This is a genomic window from Vibrio sp. 1CM2L (assembly GCF_023161695.1).
Taxonomy (GTDB): Bacteria; Pseudomonadota; Gammaproteobacteria; order Enterobacterales; family Vibrionaceae; genus Vibrio; species Vibrio coralliirubri.
Genome location: NZ_JALNTT010000003.1, coordinates 279,634 through 295,354 on the forward strand (window position 1 = coordinate 279,634; position 15,721 = coordinate 295,354).

Here is a 15,721-nt window from a genome sequence, read left to right on the forward strand (position 1 = left end):
TGCCTAGAAAACTGAGAACACCACATGTCGAGTACAACAACAGTCTCATTGTTAATTCCTGATTACAAAAAAAATGATTAATAGTATTTACTTTTATAAATTGTCTTATGTGCAATTTAAGGGCGTGGGGTTGACAAAGTTATATTAAAATAGCACCTCCAGATAAATTATCACTTAACATTTAGTTAGAGCTATCTATGCTGAAATAATTCCATTTTCTCTGTGTTTTTTTAGAAATAATCAGAGGGTTTTATACTGAATTTTACAGTTTGATATTCTGTTTTTAATTTTTATATGGTTTTTAATACGTAAGTGTAAATTAATTCATCGAGTGGGAAATAACTCGTAGCATGGCAGTGAATTTATATGTTTTATTGAATGAATTGAATGAATTGAATGAATTGAATGAATTGAATGAATTGAATGAATTGAATGAATTGAATATCTAAGATTTTCAATGGAAGGTGAGAGCAGTTTTAGGCGATCCAAAAAAAAAGCAAACAACCAAGTTCGTCGTCTCGGTTATTTGCTTTAGATTTGTTGTTTTTATGGTGAATAGACGAGCGCTTTTCGAGGTTAAAGCGTGTTTTTATACACTTTTCCGTCTTTCATGATCAGTTTTTGTGTCTCTGTGTTTGCCACACAAGCAACACTTTCCAGTGGGTTGCCATCGATGATCAATAGGTCGGCATAAGCACCTTCAACCACTTGACCAAGTTTGCCTTCTTGGTATGGGTGTTGGTAAGTCGACATTTCGAACAGGCGTCCACAGTTTGATGTCGCCATGCGAAGTGCGGTGATGGTATCGAATACTTGCTCAATCGCACCAAGCTCATTCAATTGTGTCGCATGAACGTTGGTTTCACCCACACAGTCAGTACCAAAAGCAATGTTCTGAATGTCGTATTTCTTAATCAGTTCTGCTGATTTGAACATGGCTTTACCTACACGTTCTGTCTTGCGGTATGTCTCTTCATTCGGCAGCGGGATCTTGCGCTCTGCAATCAATGAAGAGGTAAAGTAAGAAGGAATCACCCAAATGCCTTTCTCTTTAATGATCTCGGCAATGTCGTCGTCCATGATGGTGGCGTGTTCGAAAGACATCACGCCAGCTTCTGCCGCTCGGCGCATCGCATCAGAGGTGTGGATGTGCGCAGCGACATAAGTGCCGTAATCGGAAGCGGCATCGACCGCGGCTTTCATTTCTTCAGATGTGAATTGCAATGTGTCTAGCGGATCAAACGTTGAAGATGCGCCACCACCCGCCATGATCTTGATTTGAGAAGCGCCCATAAATAACTGTTCGCGAACCGCTTTTAAGACTTCTGAACGACCATCTGCCACTTTCATTGCTCCAAGCTTCATCATTGGTGAATCTTCATGCCCGTTAGCTAAACGCTCTTGTGCTTGGTTTTGACGGTAATCGGAATGACCACAGGTTTGCGAGATAGCCGCCATCGAAGGAAGAATGCGTGGGCCAGTGGCATAGCCGTTGTCGATACTGTTTTTAAGGCCAAGCGTATTACCCGCCACATCGCGAATGGTAGTAAAGCCACGCATCAGCATCTCTTCTGAAATCTTCGCCGAGCGAATCGCCACTTCTTCACGCGTCATGGTATCAATCACATTGAATGGTGCAGATAGCGTGATATGAACGTGTGCATCAATCAGGCCTGGCATGACCGTGCCACCTTGAGCATCAATCGTTTCATCGGCAATCGTTGGGTCAATCTCTCCAATCTGAGTGATCAAGTTATCTTCGATGAGGATCGATACGTTCTCGATTAAGTTGTTATCAACACCGTTAAATACGTTCGCGTTAGTGATTAGCTTTTTCATAGTCTGCACCTTTTGGAAATGAGTGTGTGTCGCTGATGGAGTCATCTTATGGGGCGCAGCATTTGAAGAATGGCCATTTGGTGACAGTGATGAATTGGGTGTGTTTTTGCTATCGCTATAAGAGAAGGAAGGGGATTTCTATCGAATTATTAATTTGAGGAATGAATGTTGGCGGTGTCATGAAATGGTAAGTTTTGCTTCGATTCGAACGCTAAGATGTATTTCAAATCAAGGCGACTTATCAAATTAGATTAGAGAGAGACAGAATGGCTAAATCAGACAAAGTTTACGGGTTCAACACACCACAACGTCTATTCGTAGGTTACACGTTAGCCGTGCTGGTGGACTTAGTAGTGCTTAACTTTTTCGATGAGTACTGGGACTTCGTCAGCATAGAGTCTTTCACTATCTCCTTGATCGCGGCATTGTTGTTGCAACTATTATTGAAGCTCTCTATTGGTTTAGAGCACAAGATTGCCGAGCACTTCAAAAGCAAGCCAGGCACCGCGCCTAAGGTTTACCGAGCAATCACCACTTACATTATCCTGGTGGGCTCAAAATTCGTGATGTTAGAAGCGATTAACCTTCTGTTCGGAGATAAGGTGAGCTTTACAGGCCCTTGGGGCGGCGTGGTAGCGTTCTTCGCTGTGGTATTTACGATTCTGGTTGCTGAAGTGATTGTATCGAAGATCTACTTTGCTCTGGATGACAAACAAGATTCAAATATGAAAGCGCTTAAAGAGACCAACGCGTAACACAACATAAAATACAGATGTGAATAACAGACGAGCCAGTTGAATAAGCTGGCTCGTTTTCGTTTGTGTTGCGATAACTAATTCGATGCGCCGGTTGGCTCTATTTTTCGTAAACCACATCTCCTCGTAACACCGTCATCAACACTTGAGTCTTAGCGATTTGTCTTGCTGAAACTGTGGTGATGTCGCGGTCGAGAATGGCGAAATCAGCGGATTTCCCTACCTCAATAGAGCCTGTTACGTCTTCAATCCCAAGACTTTTGGCTGCATTAAGCGTGTAAGCGTCGATGGCGGTATAGATATCGGTTAGGCCGGTTTTGCCCATGATTAAGCTGTTCGCGATGCCGACCAAAGGGTTGATGTCGTGTACGTTCCAATCACTGCTTAATGTGATATTGGCGTCGGTTCTGAGGATTGCATCGAGGTTCATCATGGCTTTGGCACGGCGAGCACCAAGAAAAGCTTCGACCCATTGGTGTTGATGCCTTGCAACGTAATCAGAGCCGACTTGGAAATCTGCAGTCACGTCTAATTGGTGAAAGCGTGGCACATCTTCATCATTGATTAATTCGACATGGGTTAGGGTGTAGGGTTTGGTTGAACCTTGCTTGCGAATACTTTCTATCGCATCAAGCGATTCACGAACCGCTCCATCACCAATGGCATGAATGTGGGCACTAAAGCCGATCTTTTCGAGTGCAGTTAGCCACTCTTTCATTTGTTCTGGCGGAATATAGTTCAAGCCATTAGGAGAGAGGGGTAGATAAGTATCTAAGTAGGGGGCGAGCGTTTTGGCGGTGCCGTTGATGAAGATACCATCACTGTACATTTTCACCTGATCGACAAGTAACAGACGGCTTTTATCGTCGGAATACATCTTCTCAAAGACTTCTAGTTGAGAAGGTATTGCCATCGATGGGTACACCCAAGGGCGCATCGAGACACGTGCCGTTAAGTCTTGATTTTGCTCAGCCTCTAGCCAAACGTCATACCAACCTCGTTTCCAATACATGCGACCGTCGCCAATGGTGGTGATGCCGTGGGCTGCCGCTTCCTCAAGTCCGAACATTAACCCTTGGTAGCTTTGCTCAAACAGTTCGCTTTGGCTGTTCCAAGCCATCTCCATCAGTTGATCGCCAGCATTATCTAATAAGATGCCATTGAGCTTACCACTGTCTTGGTCTTTTAAATAAACACCGCCTTGTGGGTCTGGAGATTGTGGGCTGATTCGAGCGATTTTTAGTGCTTTGGAGTTGACCCACATCGAGTGTGAAGTTTGCTCCATGATCACAACTGGGCGATCTGGGAAGATACTGTCGATGATCTCTAGTGGCGTGTAGTCAGAGTCGCTATCGATAGTCGCTTCCAAAGAAAACCCATAACCCATTAGCCAACCTCTGCCATCGGTATCAGCATTGATCTTACACGCTTCTAAGTAGGGGATTTGCTCTTCCAGCGTCGCTTCAGAGTCGAGTTCACAATTGCCACCCAGCTCTGAGGCGGCTTCAAACACATGGTTATGGTTGTCAATGAATCCCGGTAAGACAAAGGCATTGCCTAGATCAATGACATCAGTGCTTTGTCCTTGAAAAGTTTGCGCCTGTGATTGGTTACCGATGAAGATGATCTTGCCTTTGTGGGTAACGATCGAGTCCGACTCACGATGCCCGTATATATCAGCATTGATAAAGATCTGGTCAGCACTTTGGCTTTTAACGGCTGTTTGCGCTTGAACTGCTGTTTGTGTTTGAACAATAGTGTTGGCTTGTGCAAGCACCGGCGCTACGGCCGATAAGCTTGCGAGTAATGCTATCCATGCAGTGCGTGACAGAGTGAGCTTTTTGTTCATTATTATGTCTTCCATGTTCCACTGTTTAGTAAGTATAGAAAGCGAGTGGCAAGTGTGAAACTCTACATGAATGACAAATAAAAACCGCGATTAATCAATGAATTGTGGTTTAAATAAGCCTTTTATTACGACTCTTGTCTTAGGCTCTTACGTAGATCTTTCTTATATTCGTCATAAGAGTTATAGCCATAGAATTTCCAGGTGTGGTCACCCTTAATATTGTGGTTGTAGGTGATCTCGCCGATCCACTGCTGACGTGTGGCAAGAATCATATCGCGAATGTTTAATAATAAAGTGTCCATAGTTGCTCTCCTGATTAAGTTCACTTGCAGTATATTTATCGGAGACGAAGAGAAGAGTACCGTCAGTGCAATGTTCAATACTTTTCAGTCAATGTGCTGATTTGGGTGGTTTGTTACGTATACTTTCAATATTAAAAGGTCATTGAGTATCGTAATGAAAGGTTACTTGGAAAAAGTGCCACAACGAGTTGGCATGTCTTGGCGCTATAAGAAAATTGTCGAGAACAGTAAAAGCTATGGTTGGCACCGACATGAAGAGTATGAGATAGCGATTCATCGTCACTTTAATGGCCATGGTTTTATTGGGCATCACCAAAGCGATGTGTTCCATAACCATATGATTTTGGTTGGGCCGGACTTGCCCCATGCTATTTATTCGGACGACAGCACGGATGACCAACGAGTATGTGAAACGCATGTGATTTGGTTTCGTAAAGACTGGATAGAGCCATTGATAGCCAGTTGTCGAGAGCTTGAACCGTTGCGTGCGCTGCTGGAAGGCTCAAAGAAAGGATTGCAGTTCTCTCCCAGCTCGGCAGAGAAGGCGACTGAACTGCTAGACAGGGTGATGGAGAAACCGCCACACCAACAGTTACTCACCCTATTCTCATTGTTTTCGGTATTACTTGATGACCAAGAAGTGGTGCAGTTGATCAACCCGATCTTTAAGGACAATGAAGGTGATGAGATCAGCGATAAGTTAGACAAGGTCGAAGCCTTCTTAATGAATCACTTTATTCAAGATATCTCGATTAACGATTTAGCCAGTCACTTATACATCAGTGAGAGCAGTGTTAGGCGTTTATTTCAAAAGCACTATAAAGAGAGCTTCAGTCAACGACTTAAAAAGATCAGGTTGAACGTCGCGTGCGACTTACTGATTAATACATCATTGCCGGTCAGTTTGATCTTGGAGAAAGTGGGATACGACAACCAAGCCAACTTCAATCGTCAGTTTAAATCCTATAAACAGGTGACGCCGACTCAATATCGAATAGCAATGAAACGCCATTGATTTATTCGCAGACTAAACGATTCACATAAGATTCTGAATAAATTACAGTTAAGTGAACTATAAAAATGGATTTAACGTATTGCCAAGGATGTAAGTTTATGTTTTCACGAGACTTACTCGCATTACTAATAAAAACAAGCCGAGGTTAGGATGAAAAAAATATTATTGTTGCTTAGCGTGATCTTATTGGGTGGTTGTGTCGGCATGCCCGAAACGGTTAAGCCCGTTCAACAGTTCGAGTTGGATCGATACTTAGGGAAATGGTACGAAGTGGCTCGTTTGGATCACTCGTTTGAGCGTGGCTTAGACAACATCAGTGCTGAGTATAGTCTGCGTGATGATGGCGGGGTGAAGGTGATTAACCGAGGCTATTCGGCGGAAGAGGGTGAATGGAACGAAGCAGAAGGCAAAGCGTACTTCGTTGAAGGCTCTGAACAAGGCTATCTGAAAGTGTCTTTCTTTGGCCCTTTCTACGGCGCTTATGTGGTGTTTGAATTGGACAAAGAGGGCTACCAATACGCGTTTGTTTCTGGCCCAGACACCGATTATTTGTGGCTGCTTTCAAGAACACCCGAAGTTGCGCCAGAGGTGATGGAGAAGTTCAAAAGCATGTCTAAAGAGCGTGGCTTCAACACTGACGAGTTGATTTTTGTCGAGCACACAAAGTAACGATTTTGGGCTTCTTTTGGTCTTTACCTAACTTTACTTATTTACCCTATAAAGTGTAATGATATTAGGCGAAAATAGCGTCATTATTAGAGACATAAAGTGGTCATCATGAGTAAATCGTTATCGAAAAAGACTGTTGTTTTCCATTGGCTTACCGGTATTTTGTTCCTTGTCGTGTTTGTTGTTGGACTTCAATTTGAAGGCATGCCGCGAGGCCCCGAAAAAGGCGAGTTAATGGGGCTGCACAAATCGTTGGGTTTGATTGTTTTAGTTGTCGCACTTTCACGCTTGGTATGGCGTTTTAAAGAAGGCGCAATTGAGAGTGTTGCCGTATTGACGAGAGCACAAGAAATCGCAGCGAAAAGCATTCACCATGTCTTGTTGTTAGTGACGTTGGCGATGCCAATTTCTGGCGCTGTGATGAGTGTTGCAGGTGGACGTGCATTAGACGTGTTCGGGTTCGAGCTTATCGCTGCTGGTGAAAAAACCGAATGGTTACAGTCTGCGGCTTCTTTCGTTCATGTCAACTCAGTGAACTTGATCATGGTGGCACTTACTCTGCATGTATTAGGCGCATTGAAGCATCAGTTTGTCGATAAAGATGGCACGCTAAGTCGTATGCTTGGTCGTTCATAGCCTGACGTTAAAGTGAACGATTTAATACGAAAACACTCGGCATATACCGAGTGTTTTTTTGTTTGTGCTATCTGAACTCATTGGCTAGTTAAGCTTGCTTGCGAACCTGCAACACGCTCAGTATTGATAGAAACAGGAAGAACGCCGGATCACTCCAGCCGAAGCCAACAAATATTCCTGTAAACGCCGCATACAATGTGATGATCGCACCCAGCATATTGGTGACAACCAAGCCTTGGATGAGTTTTTTGGCGCTGATCCCCGCTTCAATCTCTCTAAGCAGCCAGATTATTGCAGCGATACCACCCAAAAATATACTGGTGTGTTGAGAGAGAAAGTAAGCGTACTTATCATTGATCTCTACGCCGTACATTGGCCACATAACGGTGGGTAGGAAAAACAGCGCGAAGGCAAACCCTGCGTAAATGATGCCGTGTAGGCTCAAGAATGTTTTGTTGTTCATTGTGTCGATCTCTTTTTCAACTTGGTGATATCGCTAATCTGTCTCTTTGCTCAATACTTGAGTGAGCGATGCGTTAAGCGTTGATTGGGCCTTTATTAATGGTAGTTAAGGGCTGATTGACGTCAAAAATCACACCACGCACTTCCTCCACCCCCATGTCTTTCAATCGAGCTGCATGCATCGCCAGATAGGTTTCAGCACTCAGCTGATCTTCAAATAAGTAGACGCCGCCCCCCAGTTTTTCTGCTTCGTTCTCTGTCCAGATTTTCCAGATCATGCCAGGTTCGTTGTTAATAGATTTTGCTAGGTCAACTAGTGCGTTTGACATCTCTTCACCGAAAGGGCCTGAAAATTCAAAATCAACTTGTAGTAGTTTCATGGTGTTTCTCCGTTTAATAAATTCTGTTTAGCAAATAGGTGTTCAAGACAAACAAGCTATTCTCGTTTGTTGTTGAAACTCATATTACCTGTAAAAAACACACAGAAAAGTTCATAATATTGCCATTAACTGTCAGGATTTTAGACCGATGAGATTGAAGACCACCCTAGACCAATGGCAAACGCTTTACGAAATTGACCGTGCAGGCAGCATTCAAGCGGCGGCAGTGCAATTGAATAAGAGCCATACCACGCTGATTTATGCTTTGAGAAAATTGGAGGATCAATTGGGTGTGTCTTTGGTGCAAGTTGAAGGTCGCAGGGCGGTGCTATCGGAAGATGGAAAATCATTGTTGCGCCGTGCAAGCAGCATGTTGGAACAGGCGAGAGAGTTGGAACTCATTAGTGAACAGCTGGCGAAAGGCGTCGAGTCTGAAATCGTGGTCGCCGTGGATCATCTGTGTTGTCTTGAACGTTTATACAGACCGATGGCGCAATTTATGGCGGAGAACAGCACAACATCGATTCAAGTGATGGAAACGTCATTGTCTAAGACGACTGAAATGGTCACTCAAGAACTCGCTGATGTTGCCATCATTAATCTCCCTGTCACTAATCATTCTGCTGAGGCTTTTGGTTTTACTATGATGGAGCCTGTTGTCGCAAGTTCACATCCGTTAGCAAGTGTTGCTTCTGTGTCGTTGAGTCAATTGTCGTCTTTGCCACAAATTGTGGTGAGGGATTTAGGTGCACGATCCAGTCAAGGTACTAAAAACCAAGGGAATAAACAGGATGTGGGTTGGTTGAAGTCGAGTCAGCGTATTACGGTGGATAATTTCGACCATGCGTTTGGCGCGGTAGAGCAGGGCGTGGGTTATTGCCGATTACCAAAGCACATTGTGGAAAGTCGAGGTGGGAACAAGCTGACGGTGCTCAATGTCGAAAATGGCAGTGGGTATCACGTTCCGCTGCATCTGACTCTGCCAAAAGGGGCCAAGACAGGCCCAGCCGCAAAACGTTTCTATGAACTGTTGCTTGAGTCAGCTTCTATGGCTGGCTAACGGTTTAATACTTTAAGATTAACGAGGCTGATTGCCGTTTAAGAACAGCGCGACACACTCTTTGGTGTAGAGGAGTCTCTCTTGCTCAGACTCACCGCTTTCGAGTCCGAAGAATCCCCAATACGCCGACTTGCCATGGAACATCAGCAGGAGCTGTCTTGCTGCAATGATCGGCGAGCTTGATGTCGATAAGATTAAATCACCCGATTCCACTTTGCTTTGCAGATAATCGGCAAGCAAAAGGGTAGTTTTTTGCGGCCCTGTTTCTAGGTAGATCGAAGCGATCTCTGGGTGCGTGTTGGATTGGCTAACCGCATTTTGAAAGGTCTGTCTGGACTGCTCATCAAGTAACAAATCTTGAAACTTCACACCAAACTTCACCAATTCTTCTTCCAAAGTGGCATTCATATCAAAAGCAGAAGGGCTGAGTTCACGCTCGGCACACTTGGTTTGCATGCAGGTTTCGAAAAGCTCGTCTTTGTTTTTAAAGTGAGAGTAGACCGTTTGCTTGGAAACATTCGCTGCTTTGGCTATTTGATCCATATTGATCTTGAAGCCATGTTCAGAGAAAAGTTTACTTGCTGCGGTTAAGATCTGCGATCTCTTCTGTTCACTCTTGATGATTTTTGTCACGTGCTTGCTTCTCGTTACTTGGTGTTGGGTCGTTACCTAGCTTGTCTGTTTGCTTAACGCCTATTGATACTCAGTAATAGGTATCGCATTTGGCGCTAAGCATTATGCTTTTTGTGATGGTTTTATCAATCATTAACCATGAAACTTATTTTTAACACAATCAAACTAGACAGTCTAGTTTGGTTTGGTTAGTCTAAAAAAAGAACATAATTGAGTACCGCATAGGAACAGGAAGTATGTATAAATTGATGAAGGGAAGCGCAGTAGCAGTGGCGTTGTCGACTCTTCTTGTCGGGTGTGGTGAAAATACACAAGCCGAGACAGCATCCGATGCAGATAATGCTGCAGTGGAATCGAATAGTGCAGCGTCGACAGTCTTAACAGTGGAAACTGTCGCTTTGGAACGCTCTCCATCGTATGCCGTACAACGTGAATATGTCGGTGTGGTAAAGGCGGGTCAACAGGCTAATTTGGGTTTTGAATTGGCGGGCAAGGTCAATGAGATTCTGGTGGATGTCGGTGACACAGTCACAACCGGTCAGCCGTTGATCCGATTGGATACTCAACTTTTAGAAACCGAGTCTAGCCAACTGAAAGCGCAGGCTGAAGAAGTGAAAGCTCAGTTGAGTCTTGTTGCTGCTAACTTAAAGCGTCAACGTTCATTGAAAGCCAAAGGCTTCAGTGCCGAAGCGGAGATTGATTCTCTCACCAGTGAGCAACGGGTATTGCAGGCGAACTTGCTACGCATCGATGCATCAGTGAAAGGCAACGAACTGAAATTGGTTAAATCGACAGTGCTTGCGCCATACTCTGGCACCATCGCTACCCGCTATGTCTCGCTCGGAGATGTGGTGAATGTCGGTAATCCAACTCTTACACTGCTTGCTTCTGAGGGCAAAGAGGCCTTCATTGGTATTCCTGCTCACCAAATGCAAAAAGTCACCTCACTTTCTTCCCCAAACATCCGAGTTGGGCGCACAGAGTATGCCGTGGAGCTATTGAATCCCGGCGCAATGGTCGACACTCAATCTCGTAGTGTCGGCTTGCGTTACCTGTTTCCTGAAAAATCGTCGGTATTAGAAGGGCAACTTGCCTACCTTAAATTCGATGAACAGATTGAAGAGCAAGGTTACTGGGTGCCATTAACCGGTTTGATTGATGGATTGCGCGGTGTGTGGAACATCTTTGTGATTGGTGAAGACAACAAGGTTGAACGTAGAAGTGTTCAGGTGTTGTTTGCCAATAATCAACAAGCATACGTGAGTGGGGCGATTGAAGACGGTGAACAGGTCATTGCCAGTGGCTTACATCGCTTAGTTCCGGGCCAAATCGTGAAACCAGTCAGCGCGGCTGAGTAGGTAATAGTATGAAAATTATAGAGACTATTTCCAACACTCGACTGCTTATCTTAATGACCGCACTGCTGATGGTGAGTGGTATTTCTGCGTTCATGACGTTGCCTCGTGCAGAAGATCCGGTAATCATCAACCGTTACGCGAACATCACAACCAGCTTCCCCGGCGCCAGTGCCGAGCGTGTAGAAACCTTGGTTACAGAGGTTATCGAGAATAAGCTGCGTGAGCTAAGTGAAGTTAAATTGGTAAGTTCAACCTCTAGGCCGAGCGTGTCTATTGTCACCTTAGAATTGAATGACACCATCACCGAGCCTGAGCCAGTTTGGTCTCAAGCTCGCGACAAGTTATCTGACATCGAATCCATTTTGCCTGCGGGTGCTCAATCTCCTGATCTCGATAGCGACCATACCTATGCTTTCACGACCATCGCATCTCTAACTTGGTCTGGTGCAGGCGAGCCTGACAGATTAACGCTGGGCCGTTATGCCAAAGAGCTCGCCAAGCGGTTACGAACTTTGTCGGGTACCGAATTTGTTGATGAATACGGGATGCCGCAAGAAGAGATTCAAATCAGTTTACGTACGGCCGATGCCGCTGCTCTAGGGCGTTCGAGTGCCAATATCGCTGAATCGCTCGAAGGGGCAGACGCCAAGAACTCGGCGGGTGAACTGGTCAGTGCCTATTCCCGTTTTGGTTTGGAAATTGAGTCTGAACTGGACTCCATTGAACGTATCAAGCAAGTCCCAATAGCTACCGATAGCAATGGTCACATTATCCGCATGGAAGACATTGCTTCTGTGAAACGTGGTGAGAAAACCCCACAAGACCAAATTGCGATTATTGATGGTGAGCCGGGAGTGATTGTCGCGGCAAGAATGCATCCTGATCTGCGAGTCGATAACTGGACGTCGCGAGCCAATGCTCTGATTGGTAAATTTGAGCAAGAGTTACCAAGTAACGTTAAGGTGACGGTGTTATTTAATCAGCAAGGTTATACCGAAACTCGCTTAGACGATTTAGGCAAGAGCTTGATGATCGGTTTCGGTCTGATTTTGATTGTGCTGTTTGTCACTTTAGGCGTACGTGCCGCGATCTTAGTCGCCATTTCTCTGCCGTTAACTTCATTACTGACCCTGTCGATCATGAAAATGACCGGTGTGCCGATTAACCAAATGTCGGTGACAGGCCTAATTGTGGCGCTCGGGATCATGGTGGATAACGCGGTGGTGATGGTCGATACCATTCAAGCGTATCGTTTAAAAGGGCAACAGCGAGCTGAAGCGACCATGAATGCATTGAAGCATTTATGGGTGCCGTTATTAGGCTCAACCTTAACTACCGTGTTGGCGTTTGCCCCGATTATCTTGATGCCGGGTGCATCGGGTGAGTTCGTCGGTGGTATTGCGATTACCGTTTCTTTCTCGTTGATCGGCTCTTACATAATCTCGCACACCTTAATTGCAGGCTTAGCGACCAAACTACTACCCAAACAACTCAGTGATGTCGACAAGAAAGGCCAGCACCATTGGTACATGACTGGATTAAGAATTCCGGCTTTGACGCGCTGGTTCTCATCTTCTGTCCGCTTTGGCGTAACGCATCCAATCATCACGATTGCTTTGGTGCTGTTGGTTCCGTTTACTGGCTACTGGAGTATGTCTCAGCTGACTGAGCAATTCTTCCCGCCATCAGACCGAGACATGTTTGAGATTCAGGTTTACATGCCGCCTCAAGCAAGCATTTATGCCACTAAAAATACCTCAAAAAAAATAGACGACATCATTCATCGTTACCCCGAAGTGGAGCGTATCGATTGGCTCGTGGGCGCAAACTTCCCATCCTTCTATTACAACCTGCAAGCAAGGCAAAATAATGCGCCATACTTCTCGCAAGCGATGGTCAAAACAGAGAACTTTGACCAAGCCAATGCGCTAATTCCACAGTTGCAAAAGGTGTTGGATGAAGAGGTGCCGGAAGCACAAATCTTGGTACGTAAGCTCAACCAAGGGCCTCCATTTACTGCGCCAGTTGAACTGCGAGTTTACGGTGAAAACCTCGATACCCTAAAAGCGATTGGTGAAGATGTTCGTCTAATTTTGGCGGGTGTTCCTCATGTCACGCACACAAGGGAAACGCTGCAACCGGGTACGCCTAAGGTGTGGTTGAAAGTCGATGAAGACACCGCAAAGCTGAATGGTATTTCATTGAACCAGTTTGCTGGCATGTTGCAAACCACGCTGACAGGTCGTGAAAGTGGCTCTGTGATTGAGGGGAGTGAGTCGGTGCCAATCCGTGTTCGTGTTGCGGATGATGCGCGTGAAAACTTGGCTCACCTGAGTAATATTCGTTTGCCGATAAGCTCTGATGTCTATTCTACGGGTATCAATGTGTCTACCTTGGCTGAGCTTGAACTGACCACAAGTCGGGGTGCAATCACCCGCCGTAACGGGCAGCGTGTGAATACCATTGAGGGTTATATTGAAGCGGGTGTCTTACCTCAAACCGTGCTCAATGAATTCCAAAAACGCCTAGAAAGCTATCAGATGCCATCGGGCTATACGATTGGTTTTGGTGGTGAATCTGCTGAACGAGATAATTCAGTCAACAGCTTGATCTCGAACGTCGCAGTCGTGGTGGTATTGATGGTGTTGGTGGTGGTGATGTCGTTTAACTCATTCCGAATGAGCAGCATCATCTTCATGGTCGCAGGATTGGCGGGTGGTCTAGGGTTGTTGTCGGTGTGGATTTTCGGTTATCCGTTCGGCTTTACGGTGATCATCGCAATGCTCGGGATTGCAGGTTTAGCGATTAACGCGGCCATTGTCATTCTGACCGAATTGAAACTCGATAAAGAAGCTTCATCAGGTAATGTCGATGCGGTGGTAGAAGCTGTGATGTCATGTACTCGACATATCAGTTCAACCACGATTACAACCGTGGGCGGCTTTATGCCATTGATCATTGCTGGCGGTGGTTTCTGGCCTCCGTTTGCGGTCGCGATTGTGGGCGGTACGGTGTTAACCACACTTATTTCGTTCTACTTTGTGCCGGTGGTTTATCACTTGATGACTCGAAATCAGCGAAAAACCATCGCGACTCAAGCTGCGTAACTGTTTTTCAATTTAACTGCTCTTCAATTGCCCATAATCGAGCCGTATCTGGCTCGATTATGGTGTTGTTATTCTCGATAAATTCATCCCAATTCCTACCATTCTGTTGTTCTTTTCACCGCGATTACGCCCTCAATTAGTCAAATTATCCTTTCTGTTAGCCATAGTATTCTTTCTGTTAGTCATTATATTCTTTCAATTCGTCACATTAGTGCATCGATGAATGATTGGTTATCTTTCTGGTGAATGAGTGGGTATTTTGAATAATCTAACCAGTGAATACCTTGTAAATGGTATGTGAATTCACAATCTTGACGGGCGTCACACTTCTATTTATTCGCTCTTTCTAATGTACCTTGAACTTGCCCTGAGCTTTGGTGACGCGCGAGTGTTTATCTGCTTTTTCTAAATCCCTTGTCAGCACTGGCTCCACCCATGTAGCACGCTGCTGGTGTGTGTCTTAATCCTCTTCTACTTCTTAGTTTTCGCATCCATAAATGGAAGGTTAGTTTCCAAGTTTGTTTGGTGAGCTTTCAAATTCAACTCTTCATAATGCGCCAAATGTAACAATGTATTTCAAAGTGTAACAATTAAGTCATGTTTTCTGTGTGGTTTTAACTCAGCGGTAACGGGCTCTATTGCATTGCTTTTTGAGATGCGGCGTTTCACATGCTCAACACATAAATATTCTAATGATCATGACAACCAGTACTTAGGCGTTCGTTCTGAGGCTGGATAACCATCGAGAAAGTTAATGGAAGCTTCAAGATATAAACGCATTTTATCGAGGACAAGTTTGTCGAAGATTGGTTTGCTGGGAACCATTCTTATGCTCGAAGGATGTAACTCCGCATTGCTCGACCCAAAAGGTAGCGTTGGCGTTCAGGAAAAAGAGCTGATTATTACGGCTCTGTTGCTGATGTTGATTGTCGTCATCCCAGTAATTCTGATGACCATCTACTTTGCTTACCGATACCGCGAAAGCAATACCACGGAAGAGTATGCACCAGACTGGGCACACTCAACCAAAATTGAAATAGTGGTATGGACAATTCCAATCATCATTATTGCGATTCTAGCCACCATCACTTGGCGAACAACACACGAACTGGAGCCATCCAAACCTTTAGAAAGTGACGTTAAACCTATGGTGATCGAAGTGGTCTCTCTGGACTGGAAATGGCTGTTCATCTATCCGGAGCAAAACATTGCGACGGTTAACTATGTTGCGTTCCCGAAAGATGTTCCGGTGACGTTTAAGCTGACTTCAGACAACATCATGAACGCGTTCTTTATCCCGCGTCTTGGTTCGCAGATCTACGCGATGCCGGGAATGGTGACTAAGTTGAATTTGATTGCAAACCACGAAGGGGACTTCAAAGGCTTTGCTTCGAACTACAGTGGCAAAGGGTTCTCTCAGATGAAATTCACCGCATCGGCCATGCCTGATCAAGTGGCGTTTTTAAACTGGGTAGAGAAAGTGAAAGCAAGTCCTGATCGTATTGAAGATTGGGAGCAGTTCCGTTCATTGGCCGCGCCAAGTGTGGCTGAACCTGTGACGCTGTTTTCTAGTATCCCACCATTTTTATTCACTGATGTCGTGACCCAGCACCCTGGTTCAATGAACTGTCTGCCGGAAACCCAAGGATAATCGTA

Annotated in this window: 14 protein-coding genes; 8 read left to right on the forward strand and 6 right to left on the reverse strand. The window is 45.0% G+C overall.

Going from position 1 to position 15,721, the window contains the following annotated elements; translation table 11 throughout:
- Window positions 1-576: 576 nt before the first annotated feature.
- Window positions 577-1,839 (reverse strand): amidohydrolase family protein, encoded by a 1,263-nt coding sequence (locus MSG34_RS11325; protein WP_050645690.1) that lies wholly within the window; start codon window positions 1,837-1,839, stop codon window positions 577-579.
- Between the two features lie 266 nt (window positions 1,840-2,105).
- On the opposite strand from MSG34_RS11325, the gene MSG34_RS11330 reads away from it, so the two are divergent.
- Window positions 2,106-2,594 (forward strand): hypothetical protein, encoded by a 489-nt coding sequence (locus MSG34_RS11330; protein ID WP_248337459.1) that lies wholly within the window; start codon window positions 2,106-2,108, stop codon window positions 2,592-2,594.
- A 100-nt stretch (window positions 2,595-2,694) separates the two neighbouring features.
- On the opposite strand, the gene MSG34_RS11335 is transcribed toward MSG34_RS11330, so the two are convergent.
- Both MSG34_RS11335 and MSG34_RS11340 read right to left on the reverse strand, forming a co-directional pair.
- Window positions 2,695-4,443 (reverse strand): amidohydrolase, encoded by a 1,749-nt coding sequence (locus MSG34_RS11335; protein WP_248337461.1) that lies wholly within the window; start codon window positions 4,441-4,443, stop codon window positions 2,695-2,697.
- 125 nt (window positions 4,444-4,568) lie between these two features.
- Complete coding sequence (locus tag MSG34_RS11340; protein WP_248337463.1) at window positions 4,569-4,745, reverse strand: hypothetical protein; 177 nt, start codon at window positions 4,743-4,745, stop codon at window positions 4,569-4,571.
- 154 nt (window positions 4,746-4,899) lie between these two features.
- Here MSG34_RS11340 and MSG34_RS11345 point away from each other — a divergent pair, with 154 nt between their 5' ends.
- The 3 genes from MSG34_RS11345 to MSG34_RS11355 all read left to right on the forward strand — a co-directional run bounded on the left by MSG34_RS11345 (window position 4,900) and on the right by MSG34_RS11355 (window position 7,065).
- Window positions 4,900-5,760 carry an AraC family transcriptional regulator gene (locus MSG34_RS11345; protein WP_248337465.1) on the forward strand — a complete coding sequence of 287 codons (861 nt, stop codon included), beginning with the start codon at window positions 4,900-4,902 and terminating at the stop codon, window positions 5,758-5,760.
- Between the two features lie 150 nt (window positions 5,761-5,910).
- Window positions 5,911-6,429: a lipocalin family protein gene (locus tag MSG34_RS11350; RefSeq protein ID WP_050645693.1), complete on the forward strand. Its 519-nt coding sequence runs from the start codon at window positions 5,911-5,913 to the stop codon at window positions 6,427-6,429.
- Between the two features lie 108 nt (window positions 6,430-6,537).
- Entirely contained in the window at window positions 6,538-7,065 is a 528-nt protein-coding gene (locus tag MSG34_RS11355) for a cytochrome b (RefSeq protein ID WP_248337466.1), read from the forward strand.
- An 88-nt stretch (window positions 7,066-7,153) separates the two neighbouring features.
- On the opposite strand, the gene MSG34_RS11360 is transcribed toward MSG34_RS11355, so the two are convergent.
- Window positions 7,154-7,528, reverse strand: a complete 375-nt coding sequence (locus MSG34_RS11360; protein ID WP_248337467.1) for a hypothetical protein — start codon at window positions 7,526-7,528, stop codon at window positions 7,154-7,156.
- A 73-nt stretch (window positions 7,529-7,601) separates the two neighbouring features.
- Entirely contained in the window at window positions 7,602-7,907 is a 306-nt protein-coding gene (locus MSG34_RS11365) for a monooxygenase (RefSeq protein WP_248337468.1), read from the reverse strand.
- 148 nt (window positions 7,908-8,055) lie between these two features.
- Here MSG34_RS11365 and MSG34_RS11370 point away from each other — a divergent pair, with 148 nt between their 5' ends.
- Window positions 8,056-8,967, forward strand: a complete 912-nt coding sequence (locus MSG34_RS11370) for a LysR family transcriptional regulator (RefSeq protein WP_248337469.1) — start codon at window positions 8,056-8,058, stop codon at window positions 8,965-8,967.
- A gap of 18 nt (window positions 8,968-8,985) precedes the next feature.
- Here the strand turns inward: MSG34_RS11370 and MSG34_RS11375 are convergent, their stop codons facing one another.
- Window positions 8,986-9,600 (reverse strand): TetR/AcrR family transcriptional regulator, encoded by a 615-nt coding sequence (locus MSG34_RS11375; RefSeq protein WP_248337470.1) that lies wholly within the window; start codon window positions 9,598-9,600, stop codon window positions 8,986-8,988.
- 236 nt (window positions 9,601-9,836) lie between these two features.
- Here MSG34_RS11375 and MSG34_RS11380 point away from each other — a divergent pair, with 236 nt between their 5' ends.
- The 3 genes from MSG34_RS11380 (at window position 9,837) to cyoA (ending at window position 15,716) form a co-directional block, all read left to right on the forward strand.
- Window positions 9,837-10,958, forward strand: a complete 1,122-nt coding sequence (locus tag MSG34_RS11380; RefSeq protein WP_048616648.1) for an efflux RND transporter periplasmic adaptor subunit — start codon at window positions 9,837-9,839, stop codon at window positions 10,956-10,958.
- Between the two features lie 8 nt (window positions 10,959-10,966).
- On the forward strand, window positions 10,967-14,065 hold the full coding sequence (locus tag MSG34_RS11385; RefSeq protein ID WP_248337471.1) for an efflux RND transporter permease subunit: 3,099 nt from the start codon (window positions 10,967-10,969) through the stop codon (window positions 14,063-14,065).
- 754 nt (window positions 14,066-14,819) lie between these two features.
- Window positions 14,820-15,716, forward strand: a complete 897-nt coding sequence (gene cyoA / locus MSG34_RS11390) for a ubiquinol oxidase subunit II (RefSeq protein WP_081228834.1) — start codon at window positions 14,820-14,822, stop codon at window positions 15,714-15,716.
- The last annotated feature ends 5 nt before the right edge of the window (window positions 15,717-15,721 follow it).

Bases quoted from the DNA above. Each gene is read 5' to 3' on its own strand.
- MSG34_RS11325 (WP_050645690.1), bottom strand. From the start codon at position 1,839: ATGAAAAAGCTAATCACTAACGCGAACGTATTTAACGGTGTTGATAAC.
- MSG34_RS11330 (WP_248337459.1), top strand. From the start codon at position 2,106: ATGGCTAAATCAGACAAAGTTTACGGGTTCAACACACCACAACGTCTA.
- MSG34_RS11335 (WP_248337461.1), bottom strand. From the start codon at position 4,443: ATGAACAAAAAGCTCACTCTGTCACGCACTGCATGGATAGCATTACTC.
- MSG34_RS11340 (WP_248337463.1), bottom strand. From the start codon at position 4,745: ATGGACACTTTATTATTAAACATTCGCGATATGATTCTTGCCACACGT.
- MSG34_RS11345 (WP_248337465.1), top strand. From the start codon at position 4,900: ATGAAAGGTTACTTGGAAAAAGTGCCACAACGAGTTGGCATGTCTTGG.
- MSG34_RS11350 (WP_050645693.1), top strand. From the start codon at position 5,911: ATGAAAAAAATATTATTGTTGCTTAGCGTGATCTTATTGGGTGGTTGT.
- MSG34_RS11355 (WP_248337466.1), top strand. From the start codon at position 6,538: ATGAGTAAATCGTTATCGAAAAAGACTGTTGTTTTCCATTGGCTTACC.
- MSG34_RS11360 (WP_248337467.1), bottom strand. From the start codon at position 7,528: ATGAACAACAAAACATTCTTGAGCCTACACGGCATCATTTACGCAGGG.
- MSG34_RS11365 (WP_248337468.1), bottom strand. From the start codon at position 7,907: ATGAAACTACTACAAGTTGATTTTGAATTTTCAGGCCCTTTCGGTGAA.
- MSG34_RS11370 (WP_248337469.1), top strand. From the start codon at position 8,056: ATGAGATTGAAGACCACCCTAGACCAATGGCAAACGCTTTACGAAATT.
- MSG34_RS11380 (WP_048616648.1), top strand. From the start codon at position 9,837: ATGTATAAATTGATGAAGGGAAGCGCAGTAGCAGTGGCGTTGTCGACT.
- MSG34_RS11385 (WP_248337471.1), top strand. From the start codon at position 10,967: ATGAAAATTATAGAGACTATTTCCAACACTCGACTGCTTATCTTAATG.
- cyoA (WP_081228834.1), top strand. From the start codon at position 14,820: ATGGAAGCTTCAAGATATAAACGCATTTTATCGAGGACAAGTTTGTCG.